A 25986-nucleotide genomic window follows, 5' to 3' on the forward strand; every position below is an offset into this window, starting at 1 on the left:
GGTCCTATTGTTGACCGAAACGAGGCACTTTCGCGTGGCGCCACCATCACGCCATCACCCGAAATAGCGTTCGGAAGGGAAAAATAAGCGGGAAAATGCAAAAAAACCCGTCAACCGGAATTATAGTTCCTGTTCCTTTGCCAGCGCAACGTGTTGAATACTCGCTTTTGGGCGATGGCGTATGGACTACAACGAAGCCTTTGGGAGCGTGTTCCGTTCACTGCGACTCATGAGGGGTCTCACCCAGGAGGCGTTTCTACCCACCGCAAGCGAGCGCTACGTTCGCAACATCGAGAAAGCGAAGCAAACGCCGACCATCGATATGGTTCGAGATCTCTGCATTAAGTTAGGAGTTAGTCCTATCGCACTGATGGCAATGGTCGAAGCCAAACATGCTGAAAGAAGCCCTGACGACGTGATGAAAACTGTTACAACAGAAATTCGAGACCTGAACAAAAAACTTTCAAAATGAGCGCTTACATATAGCTTGAAAAAAAGGCGCCCATTCCATCGGAAGGTCCCAACCACCTTCAGCCAGTTTTAGATACGCGTACAGACCTAAAACTCAGAGATCGACCGAGCCCAATGAATGAAAAACCGCTTCGCCGATACATATAATAAGGACAAATAGCGCTAACGAAGCGCTACAAAATTCGCTCAAGCGACTCAGCAATGATGTGAGCATCATCCACCAATTTAACTACAGCAAGCAGCTGCTTGAACGTGCAATCGGTGCGGAGCAAGACCTCGACATCCGGGAAGAGTTGATCAGATTGAAGGGTACAGAAATCGATGCGGTGCCTGAGCGCCAATGCCCCGAGAAAGCCGAAAACGTCGTCTAGGCATTCTGCTCTAAAAGTGTACGTACTCATGGTGCTCCTCCCGCCACAGCGAGGTGGCTATGCTGAGATCTGACGGGTCTTGGTCAGAGGGTAGGCAGGCTGAAGCCGAGGAGCCTCATTTTGCCTATAGTCAAAATGGATTTTGGTGTTTTTCTGTTTTATGTCAGTCAGTTACGCTGGATGTGAACGTGGTGATCCCCACAAAAAGCCCTATCTCTTCTATTTTGCTCGCGTAGTCGAGGCCGGTGGCTTCGCCGCCGCCGGACGCCAGCTGGGCATCCCCAAATCGCGTCTGTCGCGGCGCATCGCCGAACTGGAGGAGCGGTTGGGGACGCGGTTGCTGCAGCGCACCACGCGCCAACTGAAGCTCACCGCAGTGGGTGAACGCTATCTGCATCACTGCCAGGCCATGCTGCTGGAGGCAGAGGCCGCTGACGAGGCGGTAGCCAGCATGAGCAGCGAGCCGCGTGGGCGCTTGCGGGTGTCCTGCCCGGTAGCGTTGGCCCACGCGTTCCTGCCGGATGTGATCAGCCGTTTTCTGGATCTGTACCCCCAGGTGCAACTGGACATGGTGCTGCTCAACCGCCGTGTCGACCTGATTTCCGAGGGCATCGACGTCGCCCTGCGCGTGCGCGATCTGGGCGACGAAGACCCTGCGCTGGTGACGCGCCGGCTGCGTCAGGCGCAGATGCAGCTGGTGGCCGCTCCCGGCTTTGCCGACCATGTCCGTGAGCCGTCCGAGCTGACCGCCCTGCCAGTACTGGGCGCTGCTGAAGCGGACCGGCTGGTGCATTTTCGTCTGCTCGGGCCCCATGGTCGCCAAGAGGAAATCGCCTTGGAGCCGCGATTGGCCATCGATGATTTTGTCGTACGCAATGCCGCCGTACGTGCCGGGCTAGGCTTTACTGCGTTGCCGAGCATGTTCTGCGAGCATGAGCTCGAACGCGGCGAGCTGGTGCGGCTGCTGCCGGACTGGTCGCTACCGGGTGGCTATCTGCAAGCGGTTTACCCGCATCGGCGTGGTGTGCTGCCTGCAGTACGGGTGTGGATCGATCATTTGGCAGCATCGTTTGAAGCGTGTGGAGATCGTTATGTCTAGACAGACCATGACCGAGGATCAGGTGGCGGCGTTCTGCCTGGCGCTGCCCGGGGCGCAGGAAGACTACAAGTGGGGCGGCATCCGGGTATTTTCGGTGGCCGGTAACAAGATGTTCGCGGTACTCGACCTGGCAGGGGCTGGCTTGTCGTTCAAGGTGGCCGATGAGCTGTTTCTCGGCTATTGCGACAGGCCAGGTGTACGCCCGGCACCGTATCTGGCACGGGCGCGCTGGATCAGTATGGCGCCGCCCTACCCCATGGGCCGGGATGAGTTGAGTGACCTGCTGCAGCGCTCGCACCAGTTGGTAGTGCGGCGGCTGGCGAAGCGATTGCAGGTGGGCTTGCTGATGTGAGCGGCCCGCGAAAGGCAGTAGCAGACCATCAACCCAGCGACAGCACATGCCCGCCCAGAAGCAGGTGATCAACCCAAAACACCTGGTGCAGCAAGACGATCGCCCAGAACACCATCTGGTAAGAGGCCTTGCGGGTCTTGTGCCTGAAAAGCTGCTGGGCGATCAGCGCCCCTGGCCAGCCACCCAGCAGTTCACCGGCATGCAGCACTTTCTCTGGCGTGCGCCAGGCCTGGGTGCGGGCCTGCTGCTTATCCTGCCAATACAACAGCAGCGTAACCAGGCTTACGGCAGGATAAGTCGCCAGCGGCAGCCATGACTGCCCGCTCCAGGCCATCTGCGCCGCGCCCGCCACCGGCAGCAGGCACAACACCCCGAGCATCAGCAGCTTCAGGCGCACATTGCGTACGCCCTCCTGCTTGCGCGCTACGCGCCGCTGCTCCGTTTGGGCTCGAGGCATATCAGCCGTGCGCCGTCGACCAGTCGACCCAGCCGAACTGCCAGGTGGCCAGGATCAGCAAACCGAAGGCTATGCGGTACCAGGCGAAAGCGGCGTAGCTGTGGTTGGCAATGAACTTGAGCAGGCCGCGCACTGCGATCATGGCGAAGATGAACGACGTCACGAAGCCAATCGCGAATACCGGAAGATCGCTTGGCTGGAACAGGTCACGGTATTTGTAGCCCGAGTACACTGCCGCACCGACCATGGTCGGCATGGCCAGGAAAAACGAGAACTCGGTGGCTGCCTTGCGCGACAGGCCGAACAGCAGGCCGCCGATGATGGTCGAGCCGGAGCGCGAGGTGCCTGGGATCATCGCCAGGCACTGCACGAAGCCGATCTTCAAGGCATGCGACCAGCGCATGTCATCGACGTGGTCGACCGCCACGCTGTGGGTACGGCGCTCGGCCCAGAGCATGATCACACCACCGATCACCAGCGCTGTCGCCACGGTGATCGGATTGAACAGATATTCATGGATCAGGTCGGCGAACAGCACGCCCAACACCACCGCAGGCATGAACGCCAACAGCAGGTTGGCGGTGAAGCGCCGCGCCGCCGGCTGGCTTTTCAGGCCGAACACCACATCGAGGATCTTGCGCCGAAACTCCCATACCACCGCCAGGATGGCCGCCAACTGGATGATGATGTTGAAGGCCATGGCCCGTTCGCCACCAAAGCCGATCAGGTCTGCCACGATGATCTGGTGACCGGTACTGGAGATCGGCAAAAATTCTGTCAGTCCTTCGACCACGCCCAAGATGATTGCCTGAAAGGCAGTCCAAAAATCCATCGTTCCCCCGGTTGGAGCGCAGCTGCTTGCAGGCCCCTTGTTCTTGATTTGCTTGTGATTGCCGCGTGCGGCGCGGCCTTTTTACAGCGTCAGTTGGGACCAATGCCAGTGGAAAAGTTCACGTGGGCTAAAGGTTTCATCTTGCGCGGCCGAAATCCTAGCAGAGCGGCTTTGCAAAGGCTTGCGCGGCATGCGGCAGTTCAGCCGTTAACTAGCACTTAGCCATTAGTCGGGTTTGGCCAAGTGCCGAAGCATGCTTGGATGCACCTTCATAAAAAGAACAATGCGGGAGTGCCGTTCATGAAGACCTTGAGGTCAATGTCGATCAGCCGCCGTTTGTGGCTGATACTGCTGGTTGCGGTGGCAATGCTGGTGATCCTCGGCCTGCTGATGCTGCGCCAGATCCATGGCGACCTGTACCATGCCAAGGCGGAGAAAACCCGCCATGTGGTGCAGACCGCTGCGGGCGTGCTGGCCTATTACCAAGGCCTGGAGGCGGCCGGCACGCTCAGCCGCGAGGCTGCCCAGCAACAGGCCTTACAGGTGGTGCGCGCGCTGCGCTACGACCAGAACGACTACTTCTGGATCAACGACCTGGGGCCGAAAATGATCATGCACCCGGCCAACCCCAAGCTCGATGGCCAGGACCTTTCCGCCATTCGCGACCCTGACGGTTTCGCCGTGTTCAACGAAATGGCGGCCCTCGCCCGCAGCCAGGGCGCTGGCCCGGTCAATTACCGCTGGCCCAAGCCCGGTGCCAGCGAACCGGTGGCCAAGACGTCTTATATTCAGCTGTTCAAGCCATGGGGCTGGATCATCGGCTCTGGCGTGTACATCGATGATGTGCAGAACGAATTCGCCCGCCAGTTGCGCCATGCCTCGCTGGTGGGCCTGGGTATCGCCCTGCTGATGGCTCTGGTGGTCATGCTCATCGCCCGCAGCATCGCCCGCCCGTTGCAGGAGGCGGTGCAGGCGATGGGCAATATCGCCAGCGGCGAAAGCGACCTCACCCGGCGCCTGGATACCCATGGCCGCGACGAGATTACCCACCTGGGCGAGCACTTCAACCGTTTCAACGGCAAGTTGCAGCGTGTGGTCGGCCAACTGCAGGGCGCGGCGCACTCATTGGCGCAGTCCGCCGGGCATGTCGGTGACAATGCCGGTGCCGCGCAACAACGCAGCGCACAGCAATCGATGCAGATGGACCAGGTGGCAACCGCGGTCAATGAGGTGACCTACGCGGTGCAGGACGTGGCCAAGACCGCGGAACAGGCTGCAGGCGAAATGCGCGCGGCGCAGCAGCAGGTGGAGCACGGGCAGCAAGCGATCCATGGCAGCCTGCAGCAGATCGACCGGCTTTCGGCGACGATCGACCAGGCTGTGCAGGTGATCCGTGACCTGGCCGGGCACAGCACGAAAATCGGCGGGGTGCTGGAGGTGATACGCTCCATCGCCGAACAGACCAACCTGCTGGCCCTCAACGCAGCCATCGAAGCGGCCCGCGCCGGCGAGCAGGGCCGTGGCTTCGCGGTGGTGGCCGATGAAGTCCGGCTGCTGGCTCAACGCAGCGCCCAGTCGACGGCAGAGATACACACGATGATCGAGCACCTGCAAGGGCAATCGGACGCCGCGGTCAGGGCCATCGACACCAGCAGCGAAGCTTCGCGCCAGACAGTGGAGCAAGCCCGGGAGGCCGGCTCCAGCCTGGACGCCATCAGCCAGGCGCTGCACAACCTCACCGTGCTCAACGCCACCATTGCCAGCGCCACGTTGCAGCAGTCGCACGTGGTGGAGGAGATCAATCGGAACGTACTGGATACGGCCGGGTTATCGCAGCAGACCGCCGCTGCGGCGCGCCAATCCAGTGAGGCAGGCGTGGCATTGGGGCAATTGAGTGAAGAGCTGGAGCAATTGTTGCGTCAGTTCCGCGTTTAGCGCCGTGACGATCTTGCCAAGCCCCGCGCTAGAGCGGCTAAAGCGCCGACCTGACATTTTGCCAGTAGACCGGTAACGGCCCGCTGAACCCTGTGAAACCTCCATTGACCTGGAGGTTTCACTATGGATACCCGTTACCTTTGCGGTGCGCTGCTAGTCGCCCTCTCCCCTGCCTGGGCGGACCCGCAACCCATCATCCAACTTGACCCGATGCAAACGCTGCAGCGTATCAACCGCAACTACAACAAGGTGACCGATGCCTGCCGTGAGCCAGATACGCTGGCACCGCAGGGGCACTACTACTGCAGCGGCGTAACCTTGCGCATGGTCGACGATGGCAATTTCAACCCCTGGGACTACAGCCCCTACGCCATCAAGACGGGCGCCACATCATTCAGCTGGATCCGCAGGGACTTGAGCACCAACCGCCTCATCCGCCCCGCCGGATATATCCTACGTACGCCCATGGACGCGCGGGAGCTGGGCCTGCCGGTCATGGAGAAAGGCTTCGTGTGCATCTACAGCTTCGACGGTTTCATCGGACCCGAACGCAAATGGTACGGATGCGGCCGTTATGGCTCCCCGCTGCCGGTGAACCACCTGAAAAATTCGGCGACCTCCCCGCCTAACCGCAATGCAGCACTCGCCTACGGCAACTGTGATACGCGAGGTGTCCACAACGCGGAGCAATGGCGCAAAAACTACCGCTACGCACGTAACGACATGAATCGCATCCAGGTGACTCAATGCTCCTGGAATGCCGAGCAGCCGTCGGACTGGAGGGCGATGATCGCTGTTCACGAAAACCCCAAAACCATCGGCACGGACACATTTGCCCGCAAGGAATTGCTGAACGAGCTATTGCTGAGCAACGTGGAACCGGCGCTACAAAAATCACCCGACGATGGCGGTGCACGCCTGCCCTACATCGACGCGGTGGTCTGGGATGTCAACAGCACCCACGTCGGCAGCACACGGGGCGATGTCAAGAAGCCCAAACCCACCAAAGGGCTGGAACCTGCGCGCAGCTTCCAGCGCAAGCTCTACGCATAGGGCTACGCTGTACCGATCCTGCGCCTGGACTTCAGCAAGACCCCTGCTCAACGGCATGCTACCGCGCATGCTGAACGCACACTGGCGTTTATGGCGCTCTTGGCGGTTTGCACTACCGCCCAACCCCTCGTAGTGCTGTTTCCAACCATTGAGGTCATTGATACCCAGTGCCTGGCAACTTTTTTCGACGTTTGATGTTTGCCTGTTATCACCACACCCGCGCTCGGTGCGATCATCCGTCCAGGCATCGATGGGGTAAGCACAATAAACATCGATTTTCGCCAGAGGCCGTTCGACAAACTGGCGCGGGGTGAAAATAATGCCGTTATTCGCTTTCATCCCTGGGTCTTCATAACCTATTCGATCACTGCGCATCCAGGACACCGAAACACCTCCAGAGGCCTGCGAGGCCGGGCTAGGGTTCCACACGTCATAACGGTTCGGCTGCCTTGCGCCCGCCTCATCCCACCGATGCGTCGCGCGCATCATCACGCCTGAGCAGTCTACCGCGGGGTCGTTACCGCAGCCGGACGGCGTGTCGTTGTACCAGCGGGTAACTTCCGACACGACAGACTCACAACTAGCAGCCTGCACTGACAGGGTGAACGTGATGAGCGGAATAAATAACACGGGCGCGACGTTGCCTGCCAATATATTCATGACATTGCCTCTGTTCAGTAGTGCAATTGATATAACTGCATGAATGAGGCTAAAGTTATGAAGTCATGGCGACAACTGACAAAACTAATAGTTTTTTGAAGTAGCGGCACTTAATGGCAACATTACCGCTGGCACTGGACGGCGTTCGCGGTACAATCGCGCCCCCCGATTGTTCCAAGGATCGCCGATGTCCGGCCTCGAACTCATCGCCGCCATCCTAGGCACTGCTGCCGTGTGGCTCACCGTCAAACAGAACGCCTGGTGCTGGCCGGTGGGCCTGGTCATGGTGCTTATTTATGGCTGGTTGTTCTTCGATGTGAAGCTGTACTCGGGGATGCTGCTGCAAGGCGCCTACGCGGTGTTGCAACTGTACGGCTGGTGGCAATGGAAACGCCCGGACCGCGCCGAGGATGCTCGCGTGGTGTCGCACCTGTCCAGGCGTGCGGTATTCACCGGGCTGGCGCTTGGCCTGGTGCTGAGCATTGCCCTGGGCGCAGCCATGGCCTATTGGACCGATGCCGTCCTGCCCTGGCTGGATGCCACGCTGACCGGCTTCAGCCTGGTCGCGCAAGTGTGGATGGCGCAGAAACGCGTGCAATGCTGGCCGCTCTGGGTGGTAGTCGATGTCGTCTATGTCGGCCAGTACCTGCACCAGCAGCTGTACTTCACGGCAGGCTTCTTCGCCTTGCTGACCCTCATCGCCGTGCGTGGCTGGCTGGAGTGGCGCCATGACCCGGCCCTGCGGGCAACCGGGGTGCAGCCATGAAGGTGGTGGTACTGTGCGGCCCCGAGTCCAGCGGCAAAAGCTGGCTAAGCGGCGAAATCCAGGCGCACTTTGGCGGCGTGGTGGTCAGCGAGTACGTGCGGCATTTCATCGACCAGCACTGCCGCGACACCTGCTATGCCGATATCACCCCCATCGCCCGCGGCCAGTTGGCCTGGGAGGACCAGGCCCGGGCGATGGCGCCGCCGTTGCTGATCCTCGATACCCACCTGCTCAGCAATATGCTCTGGAGCCAGGCGTTGTTCCAGGATTGCCCTCCCTGGTTGGAACAGGCTTTGCTTGCACGCCACTACGACCTGCATCTGCTGCTGAGCCCGCAAGGGGTTGGCTGGGTTGCCGATGGCCAGCGCAGCCAGCCCGACCTGGCTGACCGCCAGGCTTTCTTCGATGACAGCCTGCAATGGCTGCAACGGCATCAACAAAGGCTGGAAATCATCGATGGCCACTGGCCCCAGCGTAGCGCTTCAGCATTGCGTGCTGTGCAGAACCTGCTGCAGGGCAGCGTGGCGCACTGCCCTACCGAGTGTTAACCCGGCGATACACCTGCCTGGGCCTTGACCCCCGTATTTGCGCACTTCCCCACCGATTGCGAGGGGAGTGTCAAGTGGATGAGACATTGTCAAAAACCGCGCTGCGGGCAACGTGTATAGCGGGCAAAACGGCAACTGCCGGCAAACCTGTCTCAGCACTGATACAACAACTTCCTGGTTCTCCCAGCTCATTTCTGCAACCCACTGAATTCAAAGGGTAATCCAAAAGCGGCACGGCTCCTGCTCTCCTCCTCGCAACGCTGAACCAGGCCAGCGCACAAAGAAGGAATCGCCGTCGTGAGCACACTGGATAAAGGCATTACCCGCCTCCTGTTGGTCAGTTGCGTGTTAGGGGCAAGCATGGCGCTGCCGGTCCAGGCAGCCGACGGGATCATCGTCATCACCCGCGATGTGCAACCGCGCATGGCGATCCGTGCGCCACTGGCGCCCGACCCCAACCCAACCACCGCCAATGCCAACCCGTCCGCGTACGTGCTCAAACAGAGCACAGAACTCAGTGACGGCGACTTCGCCAACATCACCAGCGGCACGGGCATCTCATCGTTGATTACCCAGCAAACCGACAACCTGGGCGGCAACATCAGCAACCAGAACCAGCTACCGAACCTGGCAGCTGGCCGTGGCACAGGCTCCGGCAACGGCATTTCAAACATGGTCAACTCGAGCGTCCAGCGTGGCCTTGCCCCCTTGCAGATCCTGACCGGAGGCAAATGAGATGAGGCAGACGTTGTCTATCCTGGCCACGTTGTTCAGCGTTTCGGCCCTCGCCCAGTCTCCCGTTCCCGTACTGAACACTGCCACCATCGACAGCTCTGGCGCGCAATACCAAGGCAACTTCAGCGTGAACCAGGCCGCCGGCGACCGGCAGCAGCAGGCCAATGCCCGGGCTTTTGCGATTGGCCACGGGGCTGATGCAACCACGCAGATTCGCCAGCGCCAGCAATCTGTGGTCGACCCCAATATGGGAGCCACCGCCAGCATCCAGGGCGGCGCCTTCAGCCATGGCAGCGGCGCTCTGGGGGTCAACCAGAGCGCAGGCGCCAGCACCCAGCAGGCCAATGCCCTGCGCATCAGCATCAGTACACAACCGCAAAGCATCGATGACAGCGTCCTGTTGCAGCAGAACGTGGCGCTGATCAACAGCTCCGATCCAACTGATACCTCACCCGGCTATCGCCAGGTCACCACCGGTGACCAGGCATTCACCGGTAGTCGCGGGGTCATCCAGCTGAATCAGAGCGCCGGGGTGGGCAACCAGACGGCAAACACCCTGAGCGTACGGGTCGCGAACTGACCCAAACAGGTGAGAACAACACTTAACCTAAAAGACGGAGAAACACCATGAAACCCTCGATGGCAATCAAGCCTCTGGTTTTCGCAATTGCTGCGGTCATGGCTGTTGCTGCACAAGCGGATCAGAATGATAGACGCGGTGGCCACGGCCACAATAACAACAACAATCACCAGCAAATGGACAGGGCGGTTTATACCAACGCCAGTGCCACAGCTACTGATTCCCAACGGAGCACGGGTAACTCCATCCGCAACGAAGGCACCATCAACGAAGCCGAAATGAGCAGCTCCGGCGCGGGTGCCAGTGGCAACGTCGGCGTCAACGTGGCGGCCGGTAACGGCAACCAGCAGGACAACGCCGCGGCCATTGCCAACACCTCGTCCGATAACGCCGACATCGACAACAGCTTCGTCTTCGGCACCGCCACCGCCTCCGCCGATGTAATTCAGCGCAGCAACAACAACACCGTCAACAACTGGTCGACCCAAAGCTCGGCCGTCATGAGCGGCTCGGCTGATGGCAGCAGCGGCAACATTGGTATCAACGTGGCTGGCGGCGACCTGAACCAGCAGAAAAATACCATGGCAATCGCCAACAATGCCGCAGGTATCGGTAACTCGAGCGCCACCGCTTCGGCCGATCAGAGCGGCCCAGGCCTGGTAGTCAACAACCGCGCCGACCGTACCTATACCGTCGACACATTGACCTTCACCACCAGCAAGAGTGGGTCGTCCTCGCGTAGCGGCTCGTTCGATGCGAGCGTCGACAAGAGCTCCAGCTCGAGCTTCAGCATGGCTGGTTCCAACAGCAGCAGCGCCAGCGGTTCGAAGAGCAGCAGCTCTAGCGGCTCGAGCAGCATGACCGCCAGCGGCTCCAGCAGCAGCAGCGCCAGTGGCACCAACAGCATGGCTGCCAACGGCTCCAACAGCTGGGACGCCAGTGGTTCGGCCAGCCGGGACCACAGCGCTTCGTCCAGCGCTTCGCTCAATGCATCGCTCGATGCAAGCGCCAACGGCAGCGCCTCCTCGTCTGAAACCTTTGGTCGCTTCGAGCGCTCTCGCAGCGCCGAGTTCGACGCCTCGCTCAATGCCTCGCTGGATGCATCGGTCGACACCTCGCACGAGTCGGCCAGCAACTCGGCGTTCGACAAGTCCTACAACTCGTCCTTCGACAAGGCGTATGACTCTTCGTATGACCGTACCCGTGACTCGTCCTATGACAAGTCTCGCGATACCGCTTACGAGAAGGCACATGACTCGGCATGGGAAAAAGCAAACGCTTCGGCCTACGAGAAAGCTGGCGAAAAAGCGTCGGAATCTTCGGACAGCATCTCGAAGAGCTTCAGCGAGTCTAGCGAGTTTGCACTGAGCAACACCGTGTCGTTCCAAGTGCTGACCCCGACCGGCTGGGCCAACCCTGTGACCAACACCGCTACCCTGAGTGGTTCGGTCAATGGTGGCAGCGGCAACCTGGGCGTCAACGTGGCAGCAGGTGTGGGCAACCAGCAAAGCAACTCGCTGGCCATCTCCAACACCTCGATGTAACAACTGCGGCCTGGAGGCCCCCTTCGGGGGGCCTCTTTCTAACAAGAAAAACAGGGGGCATCGAACATGCGCATGATCGCCTTGGCAATGTTGCTGAGCATGGCCGGTGTAAGCGAAGCAGCCCAGATGCCATTGTCCGTGCTACCGGGTGGCGCGGTGATCTACAAACCCATCCAGAGTATCCGTGAGCGCAAGTTCGCTGACCTGGTACAGCAGAAAACCGACTTCAGTTGCGGTGCAGCCTCACTGGCGACCATCCTGCGCCAGGCCTACTGGCTGGACGTCGACGAACAACACGTCATAGAAGGCATGCTGGCACACGCTGACCAGGACCTGGTCCGCACCCAAGGTTTCTCGATGCTCGACATGAAGCGCTACGTAGAAAGCCTGGGCATGCGTGCTCGCGGCTATCGGGTAGCCCCGGACACCTTGCACAGTATCCGCATTCCGGTGGTCGTGCTGATGGACATCCGCGGCTACAAGCACTTCGTAGTGATGCAGAAAGTCGACAAGGGCTGGGTCTACATCGGCGACCCGGTACTGGGGCACAAGCGGTTCAAGATCGATGACTTCATCAAAGGCTGGAACGGCATCATCTTCGCCGTCATCGGCCAAGGGTACGACAAGAGCAACATCTTGCTCGATCCGCCGCTGCCGCTGAGCGCCAAGAACCGTGTCAGCAACTTCACCCCGGTGCAAGACGCCGAGCTGATGGACTTCGGCTTCATTCAAAGCGACTTCTTCTAACGACAATGGGCAAGACGCTCCGGGAGCAACCCATGAAGACCTCAATCTGGCTGGCCGCCACTTGCATGGCCGCCAGCCTTGCGACACAGGCAGAAACGTTCAAACCGATCGAGTTGAAGGACCAGGAACTGGCCAACCTGCGCGGGCGCTACGTAATGCCGGGGCGCATCGTCAGCTTTGGCATCGTCATGACCAGCACCTGGCAGAACGCCAACGGTGAAGTGATCGGTGCAACTTCGGCGATGCAGATCCAGCAGTCGACCATCAAGCCGCAGTTCTATGTATCGATGATCAATGAAAAAGGCACAGGCAGGCCGCAATCGGGCAGCTCCGGTACCGGTACCGTCACCGGCGGTGCCGGCCTGAACACCACCGAAGGCGTGACCCAGGTCGTGCGTGCTGCCGGCGATTACAACACCGCCCATAACAATGTCGATATCAACGTCACCAAGGCCAACCAGGCGCCGACGACACAGCCCCAAGGGCAGGTCCTGGCTGCCGGCTCTACGCTGGTCGGCGCCAATGGCGCAGGGTCGCTGAGCGTTACCTCCAGTGGCCGCGGCGTGCAGCTGAGCATCATCGCCGGCAACAACCAGGGCAACACCCTGCAGCGCCTGGGGCAAGGCGGCCTCATGCAGAACACTACCCTGCTCGGAAGCAGCAACCGGGTCAGCAACCTGACGTCGCTCAATGTGGTGCTGCGTGACGCGCCCACAGCCGGATCGATGGCCCCTAACCTTGATCAGCTCAAAGGCCTTCGTAATCTCGGATACTGATCTACGCTCAGTCTCATCGTATGTAGTCAGAAGGGACGGCTAACCCATGCACCGTTTGTTGACGTTCAGAGCTATCGTTTGTTTGACAACCTTGGCCCCGGCCACTCTGCTACAGGCGGCAACCGACCCACAGGTCGAAACCCTCAAACAGGAACTGATGGCGCTCAAAGAGCGCTACGAAGCCCAACAGAACGCACTGATGGTACTCGAGCAACGCCTGCGCCAGGTGGAGGAAGCGCCGCGAGCGCCAGCGCCCAAGCGCCTGACAAAGTCCCCGGCGGAGGGCGTCAAGGGAGGGCAAACCGTGGCATCGGGCGCACCGGGGACCACCGGCAGTTCCTATGGCCAATCGCTGCAGGACGATTCGGAACCTGCGCAAAGTGTCTCCAACCTGTATGACGAAGCCAGCGGGTTCTTTGGCGGCGGCAAGTTCAGTATCGAAACCGGCCTGACCTACACCCACTACGACACGCGCGCCTTGACCCTCAACGGCTTCCTCGCCCTCGATTCGATCTTCCTCGGCAACATCAACATCGACCGCATCAAGGCAGACAACTGGACGCTGGACCTGACGGCACGCTACAACGTCGATCAGCGTTGGCAGTTCGACATCAACGTTCCCATCGTCTACCGCGAATCCACCTACTCTTCCGGCGGCGCAGGTGGCGCTGCCGGTGTCAGCTCCGATGGTACCGTTACCCGCGACCCGGCCCTGGGCGACATCAACGTCGGCGTGGCCTACAAGTTCCTGGATGAGTCGGAGAACTGGCCCGACGCAGTGGCCACCTTGCGCATCAAGGCGCCTACAGGCGACGACCCCTACGGCATCAAACTCATCCCGGTTGCCGGCAATGACAACCTGGCTGTCCCGGAGGACCTGCCAACCGGCAACGGTGTCTGGGCGATCACGCCCGGCATCTCGCTGGTCAAGACCTTCGACCCGGCCGTGTTGTTCGCCAGCCTGTCCTACACCTACAACATGGAGGACTCGTTCAGCGACATCAGCCCCACGGTCAACACCAAGGTGCCTGGTGACGTGAAACTCGGGGATTCCTGGCAGATCGGCGGGGGCATCGCGTTCGCCTTGAACGAGAAGATGAGCATGTCGTTCTCGGTCACCGATCAGTTTTCCAGAAAAAGCAAGATCAAACCTGACGGCGGTGACTGGCAGTCGATCACCAACAGCGACTACAACGCGGCGAACTTCAACATCGGCATGACGTTCGCAGCCTCCAACAACCTGACCATCGTCCCGAACCTCGCCATCGGCCTGACCGATGACGCCCCGGACTTTTCCTTCAGCCTGAAATTCCCTTACTACTTCTGACGCCACTACTCACCGGGCTCCCTGCGGGCCCGGCTTTTGGTTACAAACCTCGTAATACGCCGCCTTGATGCCCCCGCCCTGCTATGATTGCTCACACATTTGTGACGCTTTAACGGCAATCAAGGAAAGTTTTCGTGAAAAACCTGCACGGCCATCCGCATACCCGGCTCGTAGCCCTCGCGACCCTGGTACTGGTGATCCCCCTGGCTGTGCGTACCCTGTTGGGGTGGTCCAACCCGCTGGGCTATCTTTCGGATCTTGCCTTGGGCAGCCTGCTGGTGCTGCTGTTGCACCGTAGGCCCTGGTGGCTGGCAGCACCGGTGCTGCTGGCGTGGGCTGCATCATGGATCGCTTCGGCGGAGCTGGTCAGCGCGGTGGGCCGGCTGCCCACCACTGCCGACCTGAGCTACCTGTTCGATACACAATTCATGGAAAACTCCACCGCCGGTGGCCTTGCCCATGCCTGGCTGCCCTGGGTCATGGGCGCCGGCCTGCTGGTTTGGGCGCACATTGCCTGGCGCAACCGCGCAAGGCCTGGCGCACCGCTGGGGTTCAAGGCGCTGGCCATCCCGTTGGCGTTGTTTGGTGTGCACTGGGGCGCTCAGCATCTGCTACCGTCCGACGCCGAGCAGTGGCGCCAGTACAACCTTGCCCACCAGCTCATGTCCGGTGGCGTCGGCACGCTGCAGCGCGAGGCACTGAGCTGGGCCGGGCAAACGCAACCAATTACCCCCCTGCCCAGTGCCGGCCTGACCCAGTCCGACCTGCACGGCCAGAAGCTGCCAAGCGGGCGTGCCCGCAACCTGCTGGTGATCACCCTCGAAGGCATCCCGGGGGCCTACCTGCAGCCCAACCGTCAGGCGCTGCACAGCCGTTTCGATGAAAACCTGATGCCCAACCTCAGCCGCTGGGCCGAGCGTGGGATGAACACGCCAGACTACGTATTGCACACCCACCAGACCATTCGTGGCCTGTATGCGATGCTTTGCGGCGATTACGACAAGCTGGCCAACGGTACCCCGAAGGGGATGGAACTGCTCACCCAGCACCAGCGTAACCAGGCTTGCCTGCCAGCCCAGCTACGCCAGGCCGGCTTCACCACGCATTACCTGCAAGGCGCTGGCCTGCGCTTCATGGCCAAGGACCGCATCATGCCGCACATCGGTTTCGACTCGGTGCACGGCCAGGAGTGGTTCAGCAACGAGAACTACCTGCAATTCCCCTGGGGCAAGGACGACCGCGCGTTCTTCGAGGGCGCGCTGGACTACGTTGGCCAGCTCAGGCAACAAGACCGTCCCTGGATGCTCACCTTGCTGACCGTGGGTACCCACCAACCCTATTCGGCACCCGCTGAGTACCTGAAGCGCCATGACACAGCCAAGCAGGCCGCGGTGGCTTATCTGGATGATGCAGTCGGTGCCTTCCTCGACAACCTCGAACGCCAAGGCGTGCTCGAAGACACCCTGGTGGTAGTCACCTCGGACGAATCCCACGGTATCGACGGGGTGCGGCTTGCCTCCGCTTGGGGCTTCAACCTGACATTGGCTCCGGAGCAGGCGCAGCTGCCTCACATCAAACAGGGCACCTATGGGCATATCGACCTGGCGACGTCCTTGCTCGACTATTTCGCCTTGCCAATACCCGCCGCCCTGGGCGGCCGCTCGCTTTATCGCGATTACGATACCGGCCGCGAGATGATTTCCTACACCAACGCGATGTTGCGCTACCACGACGGCCAGGGCGTGTTCACCGAATGCGACTTCCAGCAGCGCTGCCGCCGCTACGCCAGCGAGGGCTTCATCGCCGAAAAGGCCAAATACCTTGGCGGTGGCGACAGCCGACTCGGCGCTCAACTCGGCGCCCTCGTCGGCGTGCTCGATCAGTCCTTGCTGCAAACGCCGCTCAACCTGCGCTATCAGTTCGGTGGCCCCTCGCCCATCCAGCTGCAGGCGCGAATTCATGATGACTGGGCCGATAACCTGATTGGCGCCCAGTACCTAGAGATGCCGGGGGGGTCACGCACGCGGGTGAAGGTGAAGGTACGCGCACTCGACCCACGGCATGCGGCCTACATTCGGCTCAAGGCCAAGGAACGGGAACAAGATGTGCCACTGGGCCTGCCCGAGGAAATTCGCGTGACTGCCGCTGAACCGCTGGAGATGGAGTTCGGCTTCGACAACCCCACGCAGCGCAAGGCGTTTTCGTTCCACCTGCTGGGGTACGGCGCAGGGGAAGTCGAAGTCAGCGATTTCAGCGTGATCACGGCGCTGCCAGGGGAAGATGAAACGATCGAAGAAGGTCCCGACGCGCATATCGCTCAGTCGAGCTGATTGGCTCTGGGTCGCAGCCGGCTCTGGAGTTAGGCGCCGCTGGGAAAGGTTCAGCGAATCTGATGCTTGTGCAACAGGCGGTAGAACGTAGGCCGCGATATCCCGAGCACCTTCGCGGCAAAGCTCAAGTTGTTGCTGTGCCTGTTGAGCACATCACACAACGCCTGACGTTCTGCCCGATGCTTGTAGTCTTCCAGGGTACCCAGCGGCAGGTCTTCCTGTTCCACCACATGCAGGCCAAGGTCTTGGGGCTCGATCTGGCGTCCTTCTGCCAGCACCAGCCCGCGACGCACCCGGTTGGCCAGCTCCCGTACATTGCCCGGCCAATGATGCCGGCCCATCGCAGCCAACGCGTGATCACTGAATGTGCGGGGCCTGCGGCCTGTTTCCAGGCTGTAGAAATGAGAAAAATGGTTAGCCAACATCGATAGGTCGCCATGCCGGTCTCGCAACGGCGCGGTCACCACCTGCAGGACATTGAGCCGGTAGTACAGGTCCTCACGAAAGCGGCCTTGTTCGATGGCACGCTCCAGGTCCACGTGCGTGGCCGCGAGCACCCGCACATCGACCGGTATCGGCTGGCTTCCACCTACCCGTTCGATATGCTTTTCCTGCAGAAACCGCAGCAGATTGGCCTGTAACTCCAACGGCAAGTCACCAATTTCGTCGAGAAACAAGGTGCCACCATGGGCCGCTTCGATACGCCCGACCTTACGCTGATGGGCGCCTGTAAAAGCGCCTTTCTCATGCCCGAACAGCTCCGACTGGATCAGGTGCTCGGGTATAGCACCGCAATTGATGGCGATGAACGGCATGTCGCAGCGCTGCGACTGGCGATGCAGGGTGCGCGCGACCAGTTCCTTGCCGGTACCGCTTTCCCCGCGAATCAGCACGGGTGATTCGGTGGGTGCCAGCTTGCCCAGCAGTTTGCGCAATTCAAGAATCGGCCGGCTGTCGCCGAGCAACTCGTCCTTGAGGCCATCGATCGGCACCGCCCCCTTGCCGCGCAAGCGCGCCATGCCGAACGCGCGTCCCAAGGTCACCAGCACCCGTGAGACATCGAACGGCAAGGTATGGAAGTCGAAGAACCACTCGCAAACGAAGTCACCCACGTTCTGCATTCGCAGCTGGTCGGCGTCGAGTACCGCGATCCATTCGGTGTTGCTGCGCTTGATCATGTCCTTGACCGCATCGGGGTGTCGCAAATGCGAATCCTGCAAGCGCAACACGCCGATATCGCAACGGTGCTCCAGCGCCAGGTCAAGGCTACAACTGTGCACATCCCAGCCGGCGCTCTCAAGGCCTGGCAGCAAGCGGTGGCAAGCGTCGCAGGGGTCGACGATAAGCAAGCGACGAAGGGATGCGGTTTCGTGCATGACCGTTCCTTGGCGCCAGATTATGGTTTTTTACGAGAAAACAGTAAGTTGCGGCGCCCATTTAACAGTAGCAACGAACTTGACGCTGCCCACTACCGTCTGTCCGCCCATTTCCGACGGTTTTTGCGCGCTCGGGAATTTTTCATAATAAATGGCGTCACAGCCGGCGCAGGAAACAAAAAACGTGTGGGCCGTAAAAAATTTACAGCCACTGTGTGACTTCACCCCTAACTTGGAGCATCAGTACAAGTAACCCCGCGCTGCAAATCGCCACTACCTGAGCGATGGTGCAGTTAAGCGGACTTGAATTTCGATGTTTGGGACCATAGAGAGACCGAACCATGAATGCCCCGCTCCGTGTCAACGAAGCACTGCTGATCGCCGACCACGCCTTCGAACCCTTCCAGTGCGTCGCCTGGGATGCACCCAATGGTACTGGTGAGCTGAGCCTGGCAGTGATCGACCGGACCAGCACCCGTATCGGCAGCAAGCAAGTGTCTTCGCGAACCTATTCCGACCCGGCCCAGTGGGCCAGCCTCATCGAGGAAGTGCGCGCCGAACTGTCCCAGAAAGGCTATGCCCTGCAACCCTGGTCGATGCCGAAGTAATATCAGCGTTCGCCTGCAAGTGCGTGCTTGGCACGCACTTGGGCAACTTTTCCAATGCCACTCAGGCAACTTTTACAACTGCGACAAAGTGTCACTTCGCCCTCGCGCAGTTCATCACTGTTTGAGCCTGAAGTGCTCGATATGCTGATAGTCCGCTTGTAATTGCGTGGCTATCTGCCGTGCACGCCCCAGACGAACCGGCGCCATTTCCATGTCGACCAACAGCGTGGCGCAGGGCATCGGCTGTAGATCATTCGAGCGCTGCAGACGTCCATCGGTGAACACCAGGCAGCGCTGCTGCTCTTGCGGATGGGCTTTTTGCCGTGCGTGCAACCAGCGTCTGCCCTGCTCCAGGGCTGCGACCAACGGCGTACCGCCGCCAGCACCCAGCGCGTTCAACCAAGGTTGCAGCGACGCTGAGGCTTTCAGGCCGTGGCGCTGCCACTGCGGTGCACCGCCACTGGCTGTGAGCAAGGCTAGCCGGGCGCGCTGGCGATAAGCCTGATCGAACAGCTCTGCCAGCAGCCCTTTACTCTGGGCCAGTGCCTGATGCCGGCGGGTCGAGGCCGAAGCATCGACGATCACCAGCCACAGCTCGGCAGCACGGCCCTGGCGCTGTTGCCAGCAAAGGTCCTCGGGCAGGCGTGGGCGCCCCTTGAGCAACGTCGAAAGCCAGGCAACCCGGCCTTTCCCCGCCGCCCGCACGCGCCCACGGCTGGCTCCATTGAGTTTTCCAACCCGGGGCAAGGCATCCGCCACCTTGGTGCCTGACGGGCGGATGCTCAGGGCTTTTTTGCCCAGTTCGGTACCTCGCGCCGGGCGCCGCTGGCCACGGGCTGCGCAGGCAGCGCGCCCCAGTCACCCTGCCCGCCCTGGCTATCTCCATCGCGCCCACCTGCCTGTGGGGGCGCGGAGGGAGGAGCAACCTCAGGCGGTACTTTGCGTCGATGGCGCAGCGCAAATTCTGCTACTGCTTGGATATCGATCTCTTCGATCGCCCCCGCGCCGCGCCAGGCACAGTGGGCGCGGGCGGCACGTAGCCACACCAGGTCGGCTCGCATGCCATCGACCCCCGCGGCGAAGCAACGCTCGGTAATCCAACCCAAGGCGCGGTCGTCCAGCGCGATCGCAGCAAGGCCTTGGCGCGCCACCTGGCAGCGCTCCCGCAATTGCGCCTGGGCAGCAGCCCACTGTTCACAGAACGCCAGCGGGTCGCTGTCGAATGCCAAGCGGCGACGAATGATCTGCTGGCGCGCTTGCGGCTCTGGTAGCCCGTCCAGCACCACGTTCAGGCCAAAGCGGTCAAGCAACTGCGGACGCAACTCGCCCTCTTCGGGATTCATGGTGCCGATCAGAACGAAACGGGCACTGTGGCGGTGGGAAATACCGTCACGTTCTATACGGTTGGTGCCGCTGGCAGCCACATCGAGCAGAAGATCGACCAAGGTATCGGGTAGCAGGTTGACCTCATCGACGTACAGCACGCCGCCATCAGCCTGGGCCAGCACCCCTGGCGAAAATTGCGCCTTGCCCTGCCCCAGTGCCGCATCGAGGTCGAGCGTGCCGACCAGTCGTTCTTCGCTGGCGCCCAGTGGCAGGGTGACGAATGGCCCCTCACCGAGCAGGTCGGCCAAGCCGCGGGCCAGGGTACTTTTGGCCATGCCACGCGGGCCCTCGATCAGCACACCACCGATCTTCGGGTCGATTGCGGTCAGGCACAGCGCCAGCTTCAGGTCGTCTGCACCGACCACCGCCGCCAAGGGAAATTGTACGGGCTCATTCATTTCAAGCTTGTTCCTCGCCGTCGAGCAACTGCTCCTCGAGGGCTTCGCGGTAGTCACCAGGTGCTTCCCAGAGCCCGCGCTGCTGGGCCTCCAGCAAGCGCTCGGTGAGGTCTCGCAAAGCCTCGGGGTTATGCTCACGCATGAAGTCGCGGGTCGCCGGGTCGAGCACATAGGCATCGGCCAGCGACTGATAATGATGGTCATCGATCAGGTGCGTGGTGGCATCGAAGGCGAACAGGTTGTCGACCGTCGCCGCCAGCTCGAAGGCGCCCTTGTAGCCATGGCGCTTGGCCCCGTCGATCCATTTGGGGTTGAGGGCACGGGCGCGAATGACCCTGTTCAGTTCCTCTTTGAGGGTACGGATGCGCGGCCGGTCGAGCTGGCTATGGTCGCCGTGGTAACTGGCCACCCCCGCAGCGGACAAGGTTTCCGACGCCGCCAGCATGCCACCTTGGAACTGGTAATAGTCGTTGGAATCGAGCAGGTCATGCTCATGGTTGTCCTGGTTCTGCAGCACCGCCTGGACCTGGCCCAGCCGCCTGGCGAACTGGGCACGCGCCGGGGTACCTTCGTCACTGCCACCGTACGCGTAGCCGCCATGGTTGAGGTACACCTCGGCCAGATCCTCCCGGCTATGCCAGAGGCGGCCATCGATTGCATTCTGCACCCCGGCCCCGTAGGCGCCGGGCTTGGCGCCGAATACCCGCCAACCGGCCTGGCGTGCAGCCTGTTCGGCCTCAACGCCCTCGGCCTGCAATGCCGCGCGCTCGGCACGCACCCGCGCCGCCAGGGGGTTGAGGTCTTGCGGTTCGTCCAGTGCGGCTACCGCCTGCACCGCCGCATCGAACAGGCGGATCAGGTTGCCGAAGGCGTCGCGGAAGAACCCCGAGACGCGCAAGGTCACATCCACCCGAGGGCGATCGAGCAGGCTCAACGGCAGGATTTCGAAATCATCGACACGCTGGCTACCGCTGGCCCACACCGGGCGCACGCCCATCAGCGCCATGGCCTGGGCAATGTCGTCACCGCCGGTGCGCATGGTCGCCGTGCCCCATACCGAAAGCCCAAGCTGGCGCAGGTGGTCGCCGTGGTCCTGCAAATGCCGTTCGAGGATCAGATTCGCTGAGGCGAAACCCAGGCGCCAGGCAGTGGTGGTGGGTAGGTTGCGTATGTCCACGGTGTAGAAGTTACGCCCCGTGGGCAGCACATCCAGGCGGCCGCGGCTAGGGGCTCCGCTGGGGCCCGCGGGCACGAAGCGCCCCGCCAAGGCGGCGAGCAGGCCATTGATCTCGGCCGCCCCGCAGGCGTCCAGGTCTGGAGCTACCTGCCCCTGTAATGCCTGTACCACCTGATGGACCGGCTGCCACTGCGCCTCGTCGGGCAATTGCAGCGTACCGCCCAAAGCGTGCTCGATCACCTGCAGTGCCAGCAGTTCAAGGCGTTCCCGGGTGTCGCCACAGGTACGCCACAGCGCGTCGCTCACCCCCTGCAATAGCGCCGGACGTGGCCCTGCCCAGTTTTGCCCAAGGTCACAGTCCAACGGGTCGAAGCCCAGCGCCAAAGCCTTGGCGAGTGTACGCAGCAAACTGGCGTTACCACCCCGACCATCACCGCGCTCGACGCGCAGCAAAGCCAGCAGGGTGTCGATCCGCAGCCGTGCTTGTGGCGACTGGCCGAACACGTGCAAGCCATCACGGATCTGTGACTCCTTGAGGTCGCACAGGTAGGTATCCAGGCGTGGCAGCCACACGGCAGCGTCGTCCAGCTGCCCTTCCAGTTGCAGCTCGCGGTCGATGTGGTTGGCCTTGACCAGCTCAAGAATATCGCGCTGCAGTTCACGGGCGCGGCGTGGGTCGAGCATCTGCGCTTCGTAGAATTCGTCTGCCAGCTGTTCAAGATGGCGCAACGGGCCGTAGGTTTCGGCTCGTGTCAACGGTGGCATCAGGTGGTCGATGATCACAGCCTGCGTGCGACGCTTGGCCTGAGCGCCCTCGCCTGGGTCGTTGACGATAAACGGGTAGATGTTCGGCAGCGGGCCAAGCAGTGCATCCGGCCAGCACTGATCGGACAGGCCGACACCTTTGCCGGGCAGCCACTCCAGATTGCCATGTTTGCCCACATGGATGACCGCATCGGCGGCGAAGGCGTGGCGCAGCCAGAAATGGAATGCCAGGTAGCCATGCGGCGGAACCAGATCCGGGTCGTGGTATACGGCACTGGGGTCGACCTGGTAACCGCGGGCCGGCTGGATGCCGACGAACGTCAGGCCATAGCGCAGCCCGGCCACCATCAGGCGACCGCTGCGGTACATCGGGTCTTGCTCGGGCGCCCCCCAGCGTTCCAGCACGGCCTGGCGGTTGGCTTCGGGCAGGCGCTCGAAAGCAGCCTGATAATCCGCCAGGCTCAGGCTCTGGGTGCAGGGGCGCTGGTCGAGGTGATCGAGGTCATTGGTGACGCCGCCGAGCAGCTGGTGAATCAGTTGGGTGCCGCTGTCTGGCAGTTCGCCCAGCGGGTAGCCTTCAGCCTGCAGCGCCTTGAGAATGTTGAGCGCCGCTGCGGGGGTATCGAGGCCAACGCCATTTCCGATGCGCCCGTCTCGGGTCGGGTAGTTGGCCAGCACCAGCGCAACGCGCTTTTGCCCATTGGGCAGGCGCGCCAGTTCCACCCAGCGCCTGGCCAGCTCGGCGACAAAATCCATCCGCTCTGGATGGGCGCGGTAGCACACCACATCAGACTGGCTGCGCTCACTGCGCCAGGCCATGTCCTTGAAGCTCACCGGCCGCGTGATGATGCGCCCGTCCAGCTCGGGCAAGGCAATGTGCATGGCCAGGTCGCGCGCCCCCAGGCCCTGCTCGCTGGCTTCCCAACCGGGTTGGTTGTCCTGCGCGCAGATCGCCTGCAGCACCGCAATGTCACGGCGAAACGGCCGCAGGTTGGGACGCTCCGGGCTGGACATGGCAAAGCCCGTGGTATTGATCAGGACCTCGGCCCCCACTTCGTCCAGCCAGTTTTCGACCTGCTCCAGGCAGGCGCTTTCCTTGAGGCTGGCAACGGCGATCGGCAACGGATTGAGGCCCGCCGCCTGCAGGCGCTGGCAAAACACGTCGATGAAGGCGGTATTGGCGGCCTGCAGGTGCGAGCGGTAGAACAGCAGTGGTGCTACCGGGTGCTCCGGGTGCCACTGGCCGAACCAGTCCTTGAGGGTCGCAGTGGGGATACCGGGGTGATACACCGACGTGCGTGGCAACGGTTGCGGTGCATCCCAGCTGTAATCGCGGCCCAGCCACTGGCTGGCCAGGTACTTGAACAGGTTGATGGCATTGGCCTTGCCCCCTTGGCGCAGGTAATGCCAAAGGTGCTCGGCTGGCTCCCCGGTGATGCTGCCAAGCCCGGTCAGTTCCGGGTCGGGGCGGTCGTCACCGGGCACCAGAATCAACTGCACCCCGCGCGAAGCCAGTTCGACCAGCTGTTGCACACCATAGCGCCAGTAGCCCACCCCACCGTGCAGCGACACCAGGATCACCTTGGCGTGGCGCAGCACCTGGTCGACATAAAGGTCGACGGAGGCATGGTTCTGCACCTGCATGGGGTTGGCCAGGCGCAGGCTGGGGTAGTCGTCCGGCAGTTGCTCGGCGGTTTCAGCGAGCAATGCCAAGTGCGAGTCGCCGCTGCAGAGAATCACCAGCTCGGCGGGTGTCTGGCCGAGGTCGGCGATGCTGTCGTCCGGCACGAAACCGCCGGGCTGGGTCCGCAGCAAGTGCATGGGTCAGGCGCCCAGTGCCTGGCGCAGACGTGCTTCCAGCTGTGCGGCGTCAAGGTCTTGGCCGATCAGCACCAGGCGGGTGACGCGCGGCTCATCGGCACGCCAGGCGCGGTCGAAGTGCTTGTCGAAACGGGTACCTACGCCCTGCACAAGCAGGCGCATGGGCTTGCCAGGAATGGCTGCGAAGCCTTTGGCACGGAGGATGCCGAATTCCACCACTAGTTGGGTCAGGGCGTCGAGCAGCAGCGCTTCGTCGGCCTCTGGCAGGTCGATGGAGATGGAGTCGAAGGCATCATGGTCGTGATCGTCGTGGCCTTCGCCGTCGTGATGCGAATCATGGTGGGTGCGGCGGCCATCGATGTGCGCTTCGGACTCTGCGCCGACGCCCAGCAGCACGTTCAGCGGCAGGCGGCCGCTGCTGGCCTCGACTACCTTGACCGCGGGCGGCAATTCTTCGGCCACTTCAGCGCGGACTTTCGCCAGGCCTTCGGCGTCGATCAGGTCGGCTTTGTTCAGTACCACCAGATCGGCACTGGCCAGTTGATCGGCGAACAGTTCGTGCAGCGGCGACTCGTGGTCCAGGTTGGGGTCGAGCTTGCGTTGGGCGTCGACCTGGTCTGGGTAGGCGGCGAAGGTACCGGCGGCGACAGCCGGGCTGTCGACCACGGTAATCACCGCGTCGACGGTGCAGGCGTTGCGGATTTCCGGCCACTGGAAGGCTTGCACAAGGGGCTTTGGCAGTGCCAGACCGCTGGTTTCGATGAGGATATGGTCGAGGTCGCCACGGCGCGCCACCAGTTCACGCATGACCGGGAAGAATTCTTCCTGAACGGTGCAGCAGAGGCAGCCGTTGGCCAGTTCGTAGACGCGGCCGCTGGCTTCTTCTTCGGTGCAGCCGATGCTGCATTGTTTGAGGATTTCGCCGTCGATGCCGAGTTCGCCGAACTCATTGACGATGACTGCGATGCGGCGGCCTTGGGCGTTGTCGAGCATGTGCCGGAGCAAGGTGGTCTTGCCCGAGCCGAGGAAGCCGGTGACGATGGTGACGGGGAGCTTGGCCAGTGTTTTCATGTCGCGTTGCCCTTGGCAGGATGGCGCGGGCATGCGGGACGAAAGCCGCGGTCGGACCGGCCGGGCTCGTTCGCCACCGGATCACCCCGCCCGGTTGATAGTCGAAAACGTTGCGAGGCAGGTCTCCTGGCTTGCACCGTTGCGGCCCTTTCAATCAAGGGGCTGGCGGGATGACGCCTTCCCGCGCTCAGGCGCAGTGGCTGTGTCGATCCGTTACCGGTGCTTACAGTTGCGGGGGCAGCCGCGGCTTGTACCGCGTTCCCGTCTTAGCTTCGGCCTGGCCGAAGAACCTCGAAGCGGCAAGGCTACGCGGGGGGTGGCAGGTGGTCAACTGTTGACGCGCCCGTACCCACCCCTACGCAATGAACCAAGCCCAAGCCCAAGCCCAAGCGCAAGCCCAAGCCCTGCCTGCCCCTGCTCTTGCTCTTGCTCTTGCTCTTGCTCTTGCTCTTGCTTTTCTAGCGCGCAAGTACAGGCACCGCAGATTGCGACTTCAGGAGGCCGAGCGCAGGCCTTGCGGAGGGAGGTGACGGGCATGGATGCCCGTCAAGCGCTTCGGCCCATGGATGGGCCGTGAGCGCGGTCCTCCCGGGAGCAAGGCCGGAGCGAGGGAACCCCGAAGCGCAGCGTAGGGGCCGGATGATAGGAGCCAGCCTTTTTTGGTTACTTTTTGGGGCGTTTGCCAAAAAGTGACCCGCCGTAAGGGCGGAAAGGTGAGTGAGCGTCGCCATAGCAAATGGATATGCCCAGATGAATCAAAACCCCAGCATGAGCTTGTGGCTTGTGGCTTGTGGCTTGTGG

23 protein-coding genes and 1 riboswitch are annotated in these 25986 nt (G+C 61.7%); of the genes, 15 read left to right on the top strand and 8 right to left on the bottom strand.

Annotation, left to right across the window (positions count from 1 at the left end):
- Positions 1 to 181 precede the first annotated feature (181 nt).
- Positions 182 to 472 carry a helix-turn-helix domain-containing protein gene (locus ACIPZH_RS21380; protein WP_400637728.1) on the top strand — a complete coding sequence of 97 codons (291 nt, stop codon included), beginning with the start codon at positions 182 to 184 and terminating at the stop codon, positions 470 to 472.
- Between the two features lie 172 nt (positions 473 to 644).
- Here ACIPZH_RS21380 and ACIPZH_RS21385 read toward each other — a convergent pair whose 3' ends face one another.
- The gene (locus tag ACIPZH_RS21385; protein ID WP_400637730.1) at positions 645 to 872 is read right to left on the bottom strand and encodes a hypothetical protein; all 228 of its coding nucleotides are present in this window, start codon (positions 870 to 872) and stop codon (positions 645 to 647) included.
- A 130-nt stretch (positions 873 to 1002) separates the two neighbouring features.
- On the opposite strand from ACIPZH_RS21385, the gene ACIPZH_RS21390 reads away from it, so the two are divergent.
- Positions 1003 to 1941, top strand: a complete 939-nt coding sequence (locus ACIPZH_RS21390) for a LysR substrate-binding domain-containing protein (RefSeq protein ID WP_400637731.1) — start codon at positions 1003 to 1005, stop codon at positions 1939 to 1941.
- Between the two features lie 7 nt (positions 1942 to 1948).
- Positions 1949 to 2293: an MmcQ/YjbR family DNA-binding protein gene (locus ACIPZH_RS21395; RefSeq protein WP_400629159.1), complete on the top strand. Its 345-nt coding sequence runs from the start codon at positions 1949 to 1951 to the stop codon at positions 2291 to 2293.
- A gap of 28 nt (positions 2294 to 2321) precedes the next feature.
- On the opposite strand, the gene ACIPZH_RS21400 is transcribed toward ACIPZH_RS21395, so the two are convergent.
- Positions 2322 to 2750 (bottom strand): DUF1294 domain-containing protein, encoded by a 429-nt coding sequence (locus ACIPZH_RS21400; protein ID WP_400637733.1) that lies wholly within the window; start codon positions 2748 to 2750, stop codon positions 2322 to 2324.
- Between the two features lies 1 nt (position 2751).
- Positions 2752 to 3582 (bottom strand): undecaprenyl-diphosphate phosphatase, encoded by an 831-nt coding sequence (locus tag ACIPZH_RS21405; protein ID WP_012314606.1) that lies wholly within the window; start codon positions 3580 to 3582, stop codon positions 2752 to 2754.
- Positions 3583 to 3882: 300 nt separating this feature from the next.
- Here ACIPZH_RS21405 and ACIPZH_RS21410 point away from each other — a divergent pair, with 300 nt between their 5' ends.
- The 11 genes from ACIPZH_RS21410 (at position 3883) to ACIPZH_RS21460 (ending at position 16583) form a co-directional block, all read left to right on the top strand.
- Entirely contained in the window at positions 3883 to 5517 is a 1635-nt protein-coding gene (locus tag ACIPZH_RS21410) for a methyl-accepting chemotaxis protein (RefSeq protein ID WP_400637736.1), read from the top strand.
- Positions 5518 to 5640: 123 nt separating this feature from the next.
- Positions 5641 to 6570 (top strand): hypothetical protein, encoded by a 930-nt coding sequence (locus ACIPZH_RS21415; protein ID WP_400637737.1) that lies wholly within the window; start codon positions 5641 to 5643, stop codon positions 6568 to 6570.
- Between the two features lie 847 nt (positions 6571 to 7417).
- On the top strand, positions 7418 to 7996 hold the full coding sequence (gene pnuC / locus ACIPZH_RS21420) for a nicotinamide riboside transporter PnuC (protein WP_241803523.1): 579 nt from the start codon (positions 7418 to 7420) through the stop codon (positions 7994 to 7996).
- On the top strand, positions 7993 to 8544 hold the full coding sequence (locus ACIPZH_RS21425) for an AAA family ATPase (protein ID WP_267816142.1): 552 nt from the start codon (positions 7993 to 7995) through the stop codon (positions 8542 to 8544). Before pnuC ends, ACIPZH_RS21425 begins: the two co-directional genes overlap by 4 nt.
- A gap of 297 nt (positions 8545 to 8841) precedes the next feature.
- Positions 8842 to 9279: a hypothetical protein gene (locus ACIPZH_RS21430; protein ID WP_400637739.1), complete on the top strand. Its 438-nt coding sequence runs from the start codon at positions 8842 to 8844 to the stop codon at positions 9277 to 9279.
- Position 9280: 1 nt separating this feature from the next.
- On the top strand, positions 9281 to 9859 hold the full coding sequence (locus ACIPZH_RS21435) for an adhesin (RefSeq protein WP_400637741.1): 579 nt from the start codon (positions 9281 to 9283) through the stop codon (positions 9857 to 9859).
- A 47-nt stretch (positions 9860 to 9906) separates the two neighbouring features.
- Entirely contained in the window at positions 9907 to 11403 is a 1497-nt protein-coding gene (locus ACIPZH_RS21440) for a heme utilization protein (RefSeq protein WP_400637742.1), read from the top strand.
- A gap of 66 nt (positions 11404 to 11469) precedes the next feature.
- The gene (locus tag ACIPZH_RS21445) at positions 11470 to 12150 is read left to right on the top strand and encodes a C39 family peptidase (protein ID WP_241803528.1); all 681 of its coding nucleotides are present in this window, start codon (positions 11470 to 11472) and stop codon (positions 12148 to 12150) included.
- 32 nt (positions 12151 to 12182) lie between these two features.
- Positions 12183 to 12926 carry a hypothetical protein gene (locus ACIPZH_RS21450; RefSeq protein WP_400637744.1) on the top strand — a complete coding sequence of 248 codons (744 nt, stop codon included), beginning with the start codon at positions 12183 to 12185 and terminating at the stop codon, positions 12924 to 12926.
- Between the two features lie 46 nt (positions 12927 to 12972).
- Complete coding sequence (locus tag ACIPZH_RS21455; protein WP_241803530.1) at positions 12973 to 14253, top strand: hypothetical protein; 1281 nt, start codon at positions 12973 to 12975, stop codon at positions 14251 to 14253.
- A gap of 134 nt (positions 14254 to 14387) precedes the next feature.
- The gene (locus ACIPZH_RS21460; RefSeq protein ID WP_400637746.1) at positions 14388 to 16583 is read left to right on the top strand and encodes an LTA synthase family protein; all 2196 of its coding nucleotides are present in this window, start codon (positions 14388 to 14390) and stop codon (positions 16581 to 16583) included.
- Between the two features lie 50 nt (positions 16584 to 16633).
- Here ACIPZH_RS21460 and ACIPZH_RS21465 read toward each other — a convergent pair whose 3' ends face one another.
- Positions 16634 to 17959: a sigma-54 dependent transcriptional regulator gene (locus ACIPZH_RS21465; RefSeq protein ID WP_241803532.1), complete on the bottom strand. Its 1326-nt coding sequence runs from the start codon at positions 17957 to 17959 to the stop codon at positions 16634 to 16636.
- 341 nt (positions 17960 to 18300) lie between these two features.
- Here ACIPZH_RS21465 and ACIPZH_RS21470 point away from each other — a divergent pair, with 341 nt between their 5' ends.
- A complete protein-coding gene (locus tag ACIPZH_RS21470) occupies positions 18301 to 18567 on the top strand; it encodes a hypothetical protein (protein ID WP_241803533.1) in 267 nt (88 codons plus the stop codon).
- Positions 18568 to 18681: 114 nt separating this feature from the next.
- On the opposite strand, the gene ACIPZH_RS21475 is transcribed toward ACIPZH_RS21470, so the two are convergent.
- The 4 genes from ACIPZH_RS21475 to cobW form a co-directional block, all read right to left on the bottom strand.
- Positions 18682 to 19272: a VWA domain-containing protein gene (locus ACIPZH_RS21475; RefSeq protein ID WP_400637806.1), complete on the bottom strand. Its 591-nt coding sequence runs from the start codon at positions 19270 to 19272 to the stop codon at positions 18682 to 18684.
- Positions 19273 to 19349: 77 nt separating this feature from the next.
- Positions 19350 to 20351 carry an ATP-binding protein gene (locus ACIPZH_RS21480; protein WP_400637747.1) on the bottom strand — a complete coding sequence of 334 codons (1002 nt, stop codon included), beginning with the start codon at positions 20349 to 20351 and terminating at the stop codon, positions 19350 to 19352.
- Position 20352: 1 nt separating this feature from the next.
- Entirely contained in the window at positions 20353 to 24114 is a 3762-nt protein-coding gene (cobN, locus tag ACIPZH_RS21485) for a cobaltochelatase subunit CobN (protein WP_400637748.1), read from the bottom strand.
- A 3-nt stretch (positions 24115 to 24117) separates the two neighbouring features.
- The gene (gene cobW / locus ACIPZH_RS21490) at positions 24118 to 25185 is read right to left on the bottom strand and encodes a cobalamin biosynthesis protein CobW (RefSeq protein ID WP_400637749.1); all 1068 of its coding nucleotides are present in this window, start codon (positions 25183 to 25185) and stop codon (positions 24118 to 24120) included.
- Positions 25186 to 25283: 98 nt separating this feature from the next.
- Positions 25284 to 25494: riboswitch (cobalamin riboswitch) on the bottom strand.
- Positions 25495 to 25986: the final 492 nt, after the last annotated feature.

The organism is Pseudomonas sp. NPDC089758, assembly GCF_044748705.1.
Taxonomy (GTDB): Bacteria; Pseudomonadota; Gammaproteobacteria; order Pseudomonadales; family Pseudomonadaceae; genus Aquipseudomonas; species Aquipseudomonas putida_X.

Bases quoted from the DNA above. Each gene is read 5' to 3' on its own strand.
- ACIPZH_RS21385 (WP_400637730.1), bottom strand. From the start codon at position 872: ATGAGTACGTACACTTTTAGAGCAGAATGCCTAGACGACGTTTTCGGC.
- ACIPZH_RS21435 (WP_400637741.1), top strand. From the start codon at position 9,281: ATGAGGCAGACGTTGTCTATCCTGGCCACGTTGTTCAGCGTTTCGGCC.
- ACIPZH_RS21380 (WP_400637728.1), top strand. From the start codon at position 182: ATGGACTACAACGAAGCCTTTGGGAGCGTGTTCCGTTCACTGCGACTC.
- ACIPZH_RS21470 (WP_241803533.1), top strand. From the start codon at position 18,301: ATGAATGCCCCGCTCCGTGTCAACGAAGCACTGCTGATCGCCGACCAC.
- ACIPZH_RS21415 (WP_400637737.1), top strand. From the start codon at position 5,641: ATGGATACCCGTTACCTTTGCGGTGCGCTGCTAGTCGCCCTCTCCCCT.
- ACIPZH_RS21390 (WP_400637731.1), top strand. From the start codon at position 1,003: ATGTCAGTCAGTTACGCTGGATGTGAACGTGGTGATCCCCACAAAAAG.
- ACIPZH_RS21445 (WP_241803528.1), top strand. From the start codon at position 11,470: ATGCGCATGATCGCCTTGGCAATGTTGCTGAGCATGGCCGGTGTAAGC.
- ACIPZH_RS21450 (WP_400637744.1), top strand. From the start codon at position 12,183: ATGAAGACCTCAATCTGGCTGGCCGCCACTTGCATGGCCGCCAGCCTT.
- ACIPZH_RS21440 (WP_400637742.1), top strand. From the start codon at position 9,907: ATGAAACCCTCGATGGCAATCAAGCCTCTGGTTTTCGCAATTGCTGCG.
- cobN (WP_400637748.1), bottom strand. From the start codon at position 24,114: ATGCACTTGCTGCGGACCCAGCCCGGCGGTTTCGTGCCGGACGACAGC.
- pnuC (WP_241803523.1), top strand. From the start codon at position 7,418: ATGTCCGGCCTCGAACTCATCGCCGCCATCCTAGGCACTGCTGCCGTG.
- ACIPZH_RS21465 (WP_241803532.1), bottom strand. From the start codon at position 17,959: ATGCACGAAACCGCATCCCTTCGTCGCTTGCTTATCGTCGACCCCTGC.
- ACIPZH_RS21480 (WP_400637747.1), bottom strand. From the start codon at position 20,351: ATGAATGAGCCCGTACAATTTCCCTTGGCGGCGGTGGTCGGTGCAGAC.
- ACIPZH_RS21400 (WP_400637733.1), bottom strand. From the start codon at position 2,750: ATGCCTCGAGCCCAAACGGAGCAGCGGCGCGTAGCGCGCAAGCAGGAG.
- ACIPZH_RS21395 (WP_400629159.1), top strand. From the start codon at position 1,949: ATGACCGAGGATCAGGTGGCGGCGTTCTGCCTGGCGCTGCCCGGGGCG.
- ACIPZH_RS21405 (WP_012314606.1), bottom strand. From the start codon at position 3,582: ATGGATTTTTGGACTGCCTTTCAGGCAATCATCTTGGGCGTGGTCGAA.
- ACIPZH_RS21455 (WP_241803530.1), top strand. From the start codon at position 12,973: ATGCACCGTTTGTTGACGTTCAGAGCTATCGTTTGTTTGACAACCTTG.
- cobW (WP_400637749.1), bottom strand. From the start codon at position 25,185: ATGAAAACACTGGCCAAGCTCCCCGTCACCATCGTCACCGGCTTCCTC.
- ACIPZH_RS21410 (WP_400637736.1), top strand. From the start codon at position 3,883: ATGAAGACCTTGAGGTCAATGTCGATCAGCCGCCGTTTGTGGCTGATA.
- ACIPZH_RS21425 (WP_267816142.1), top strand. From the start codon at position 7,993: ATGAAGGTGGTGGTACTGTGCGGCCCCGAGTCCAGCGGCAAAAGCTGG.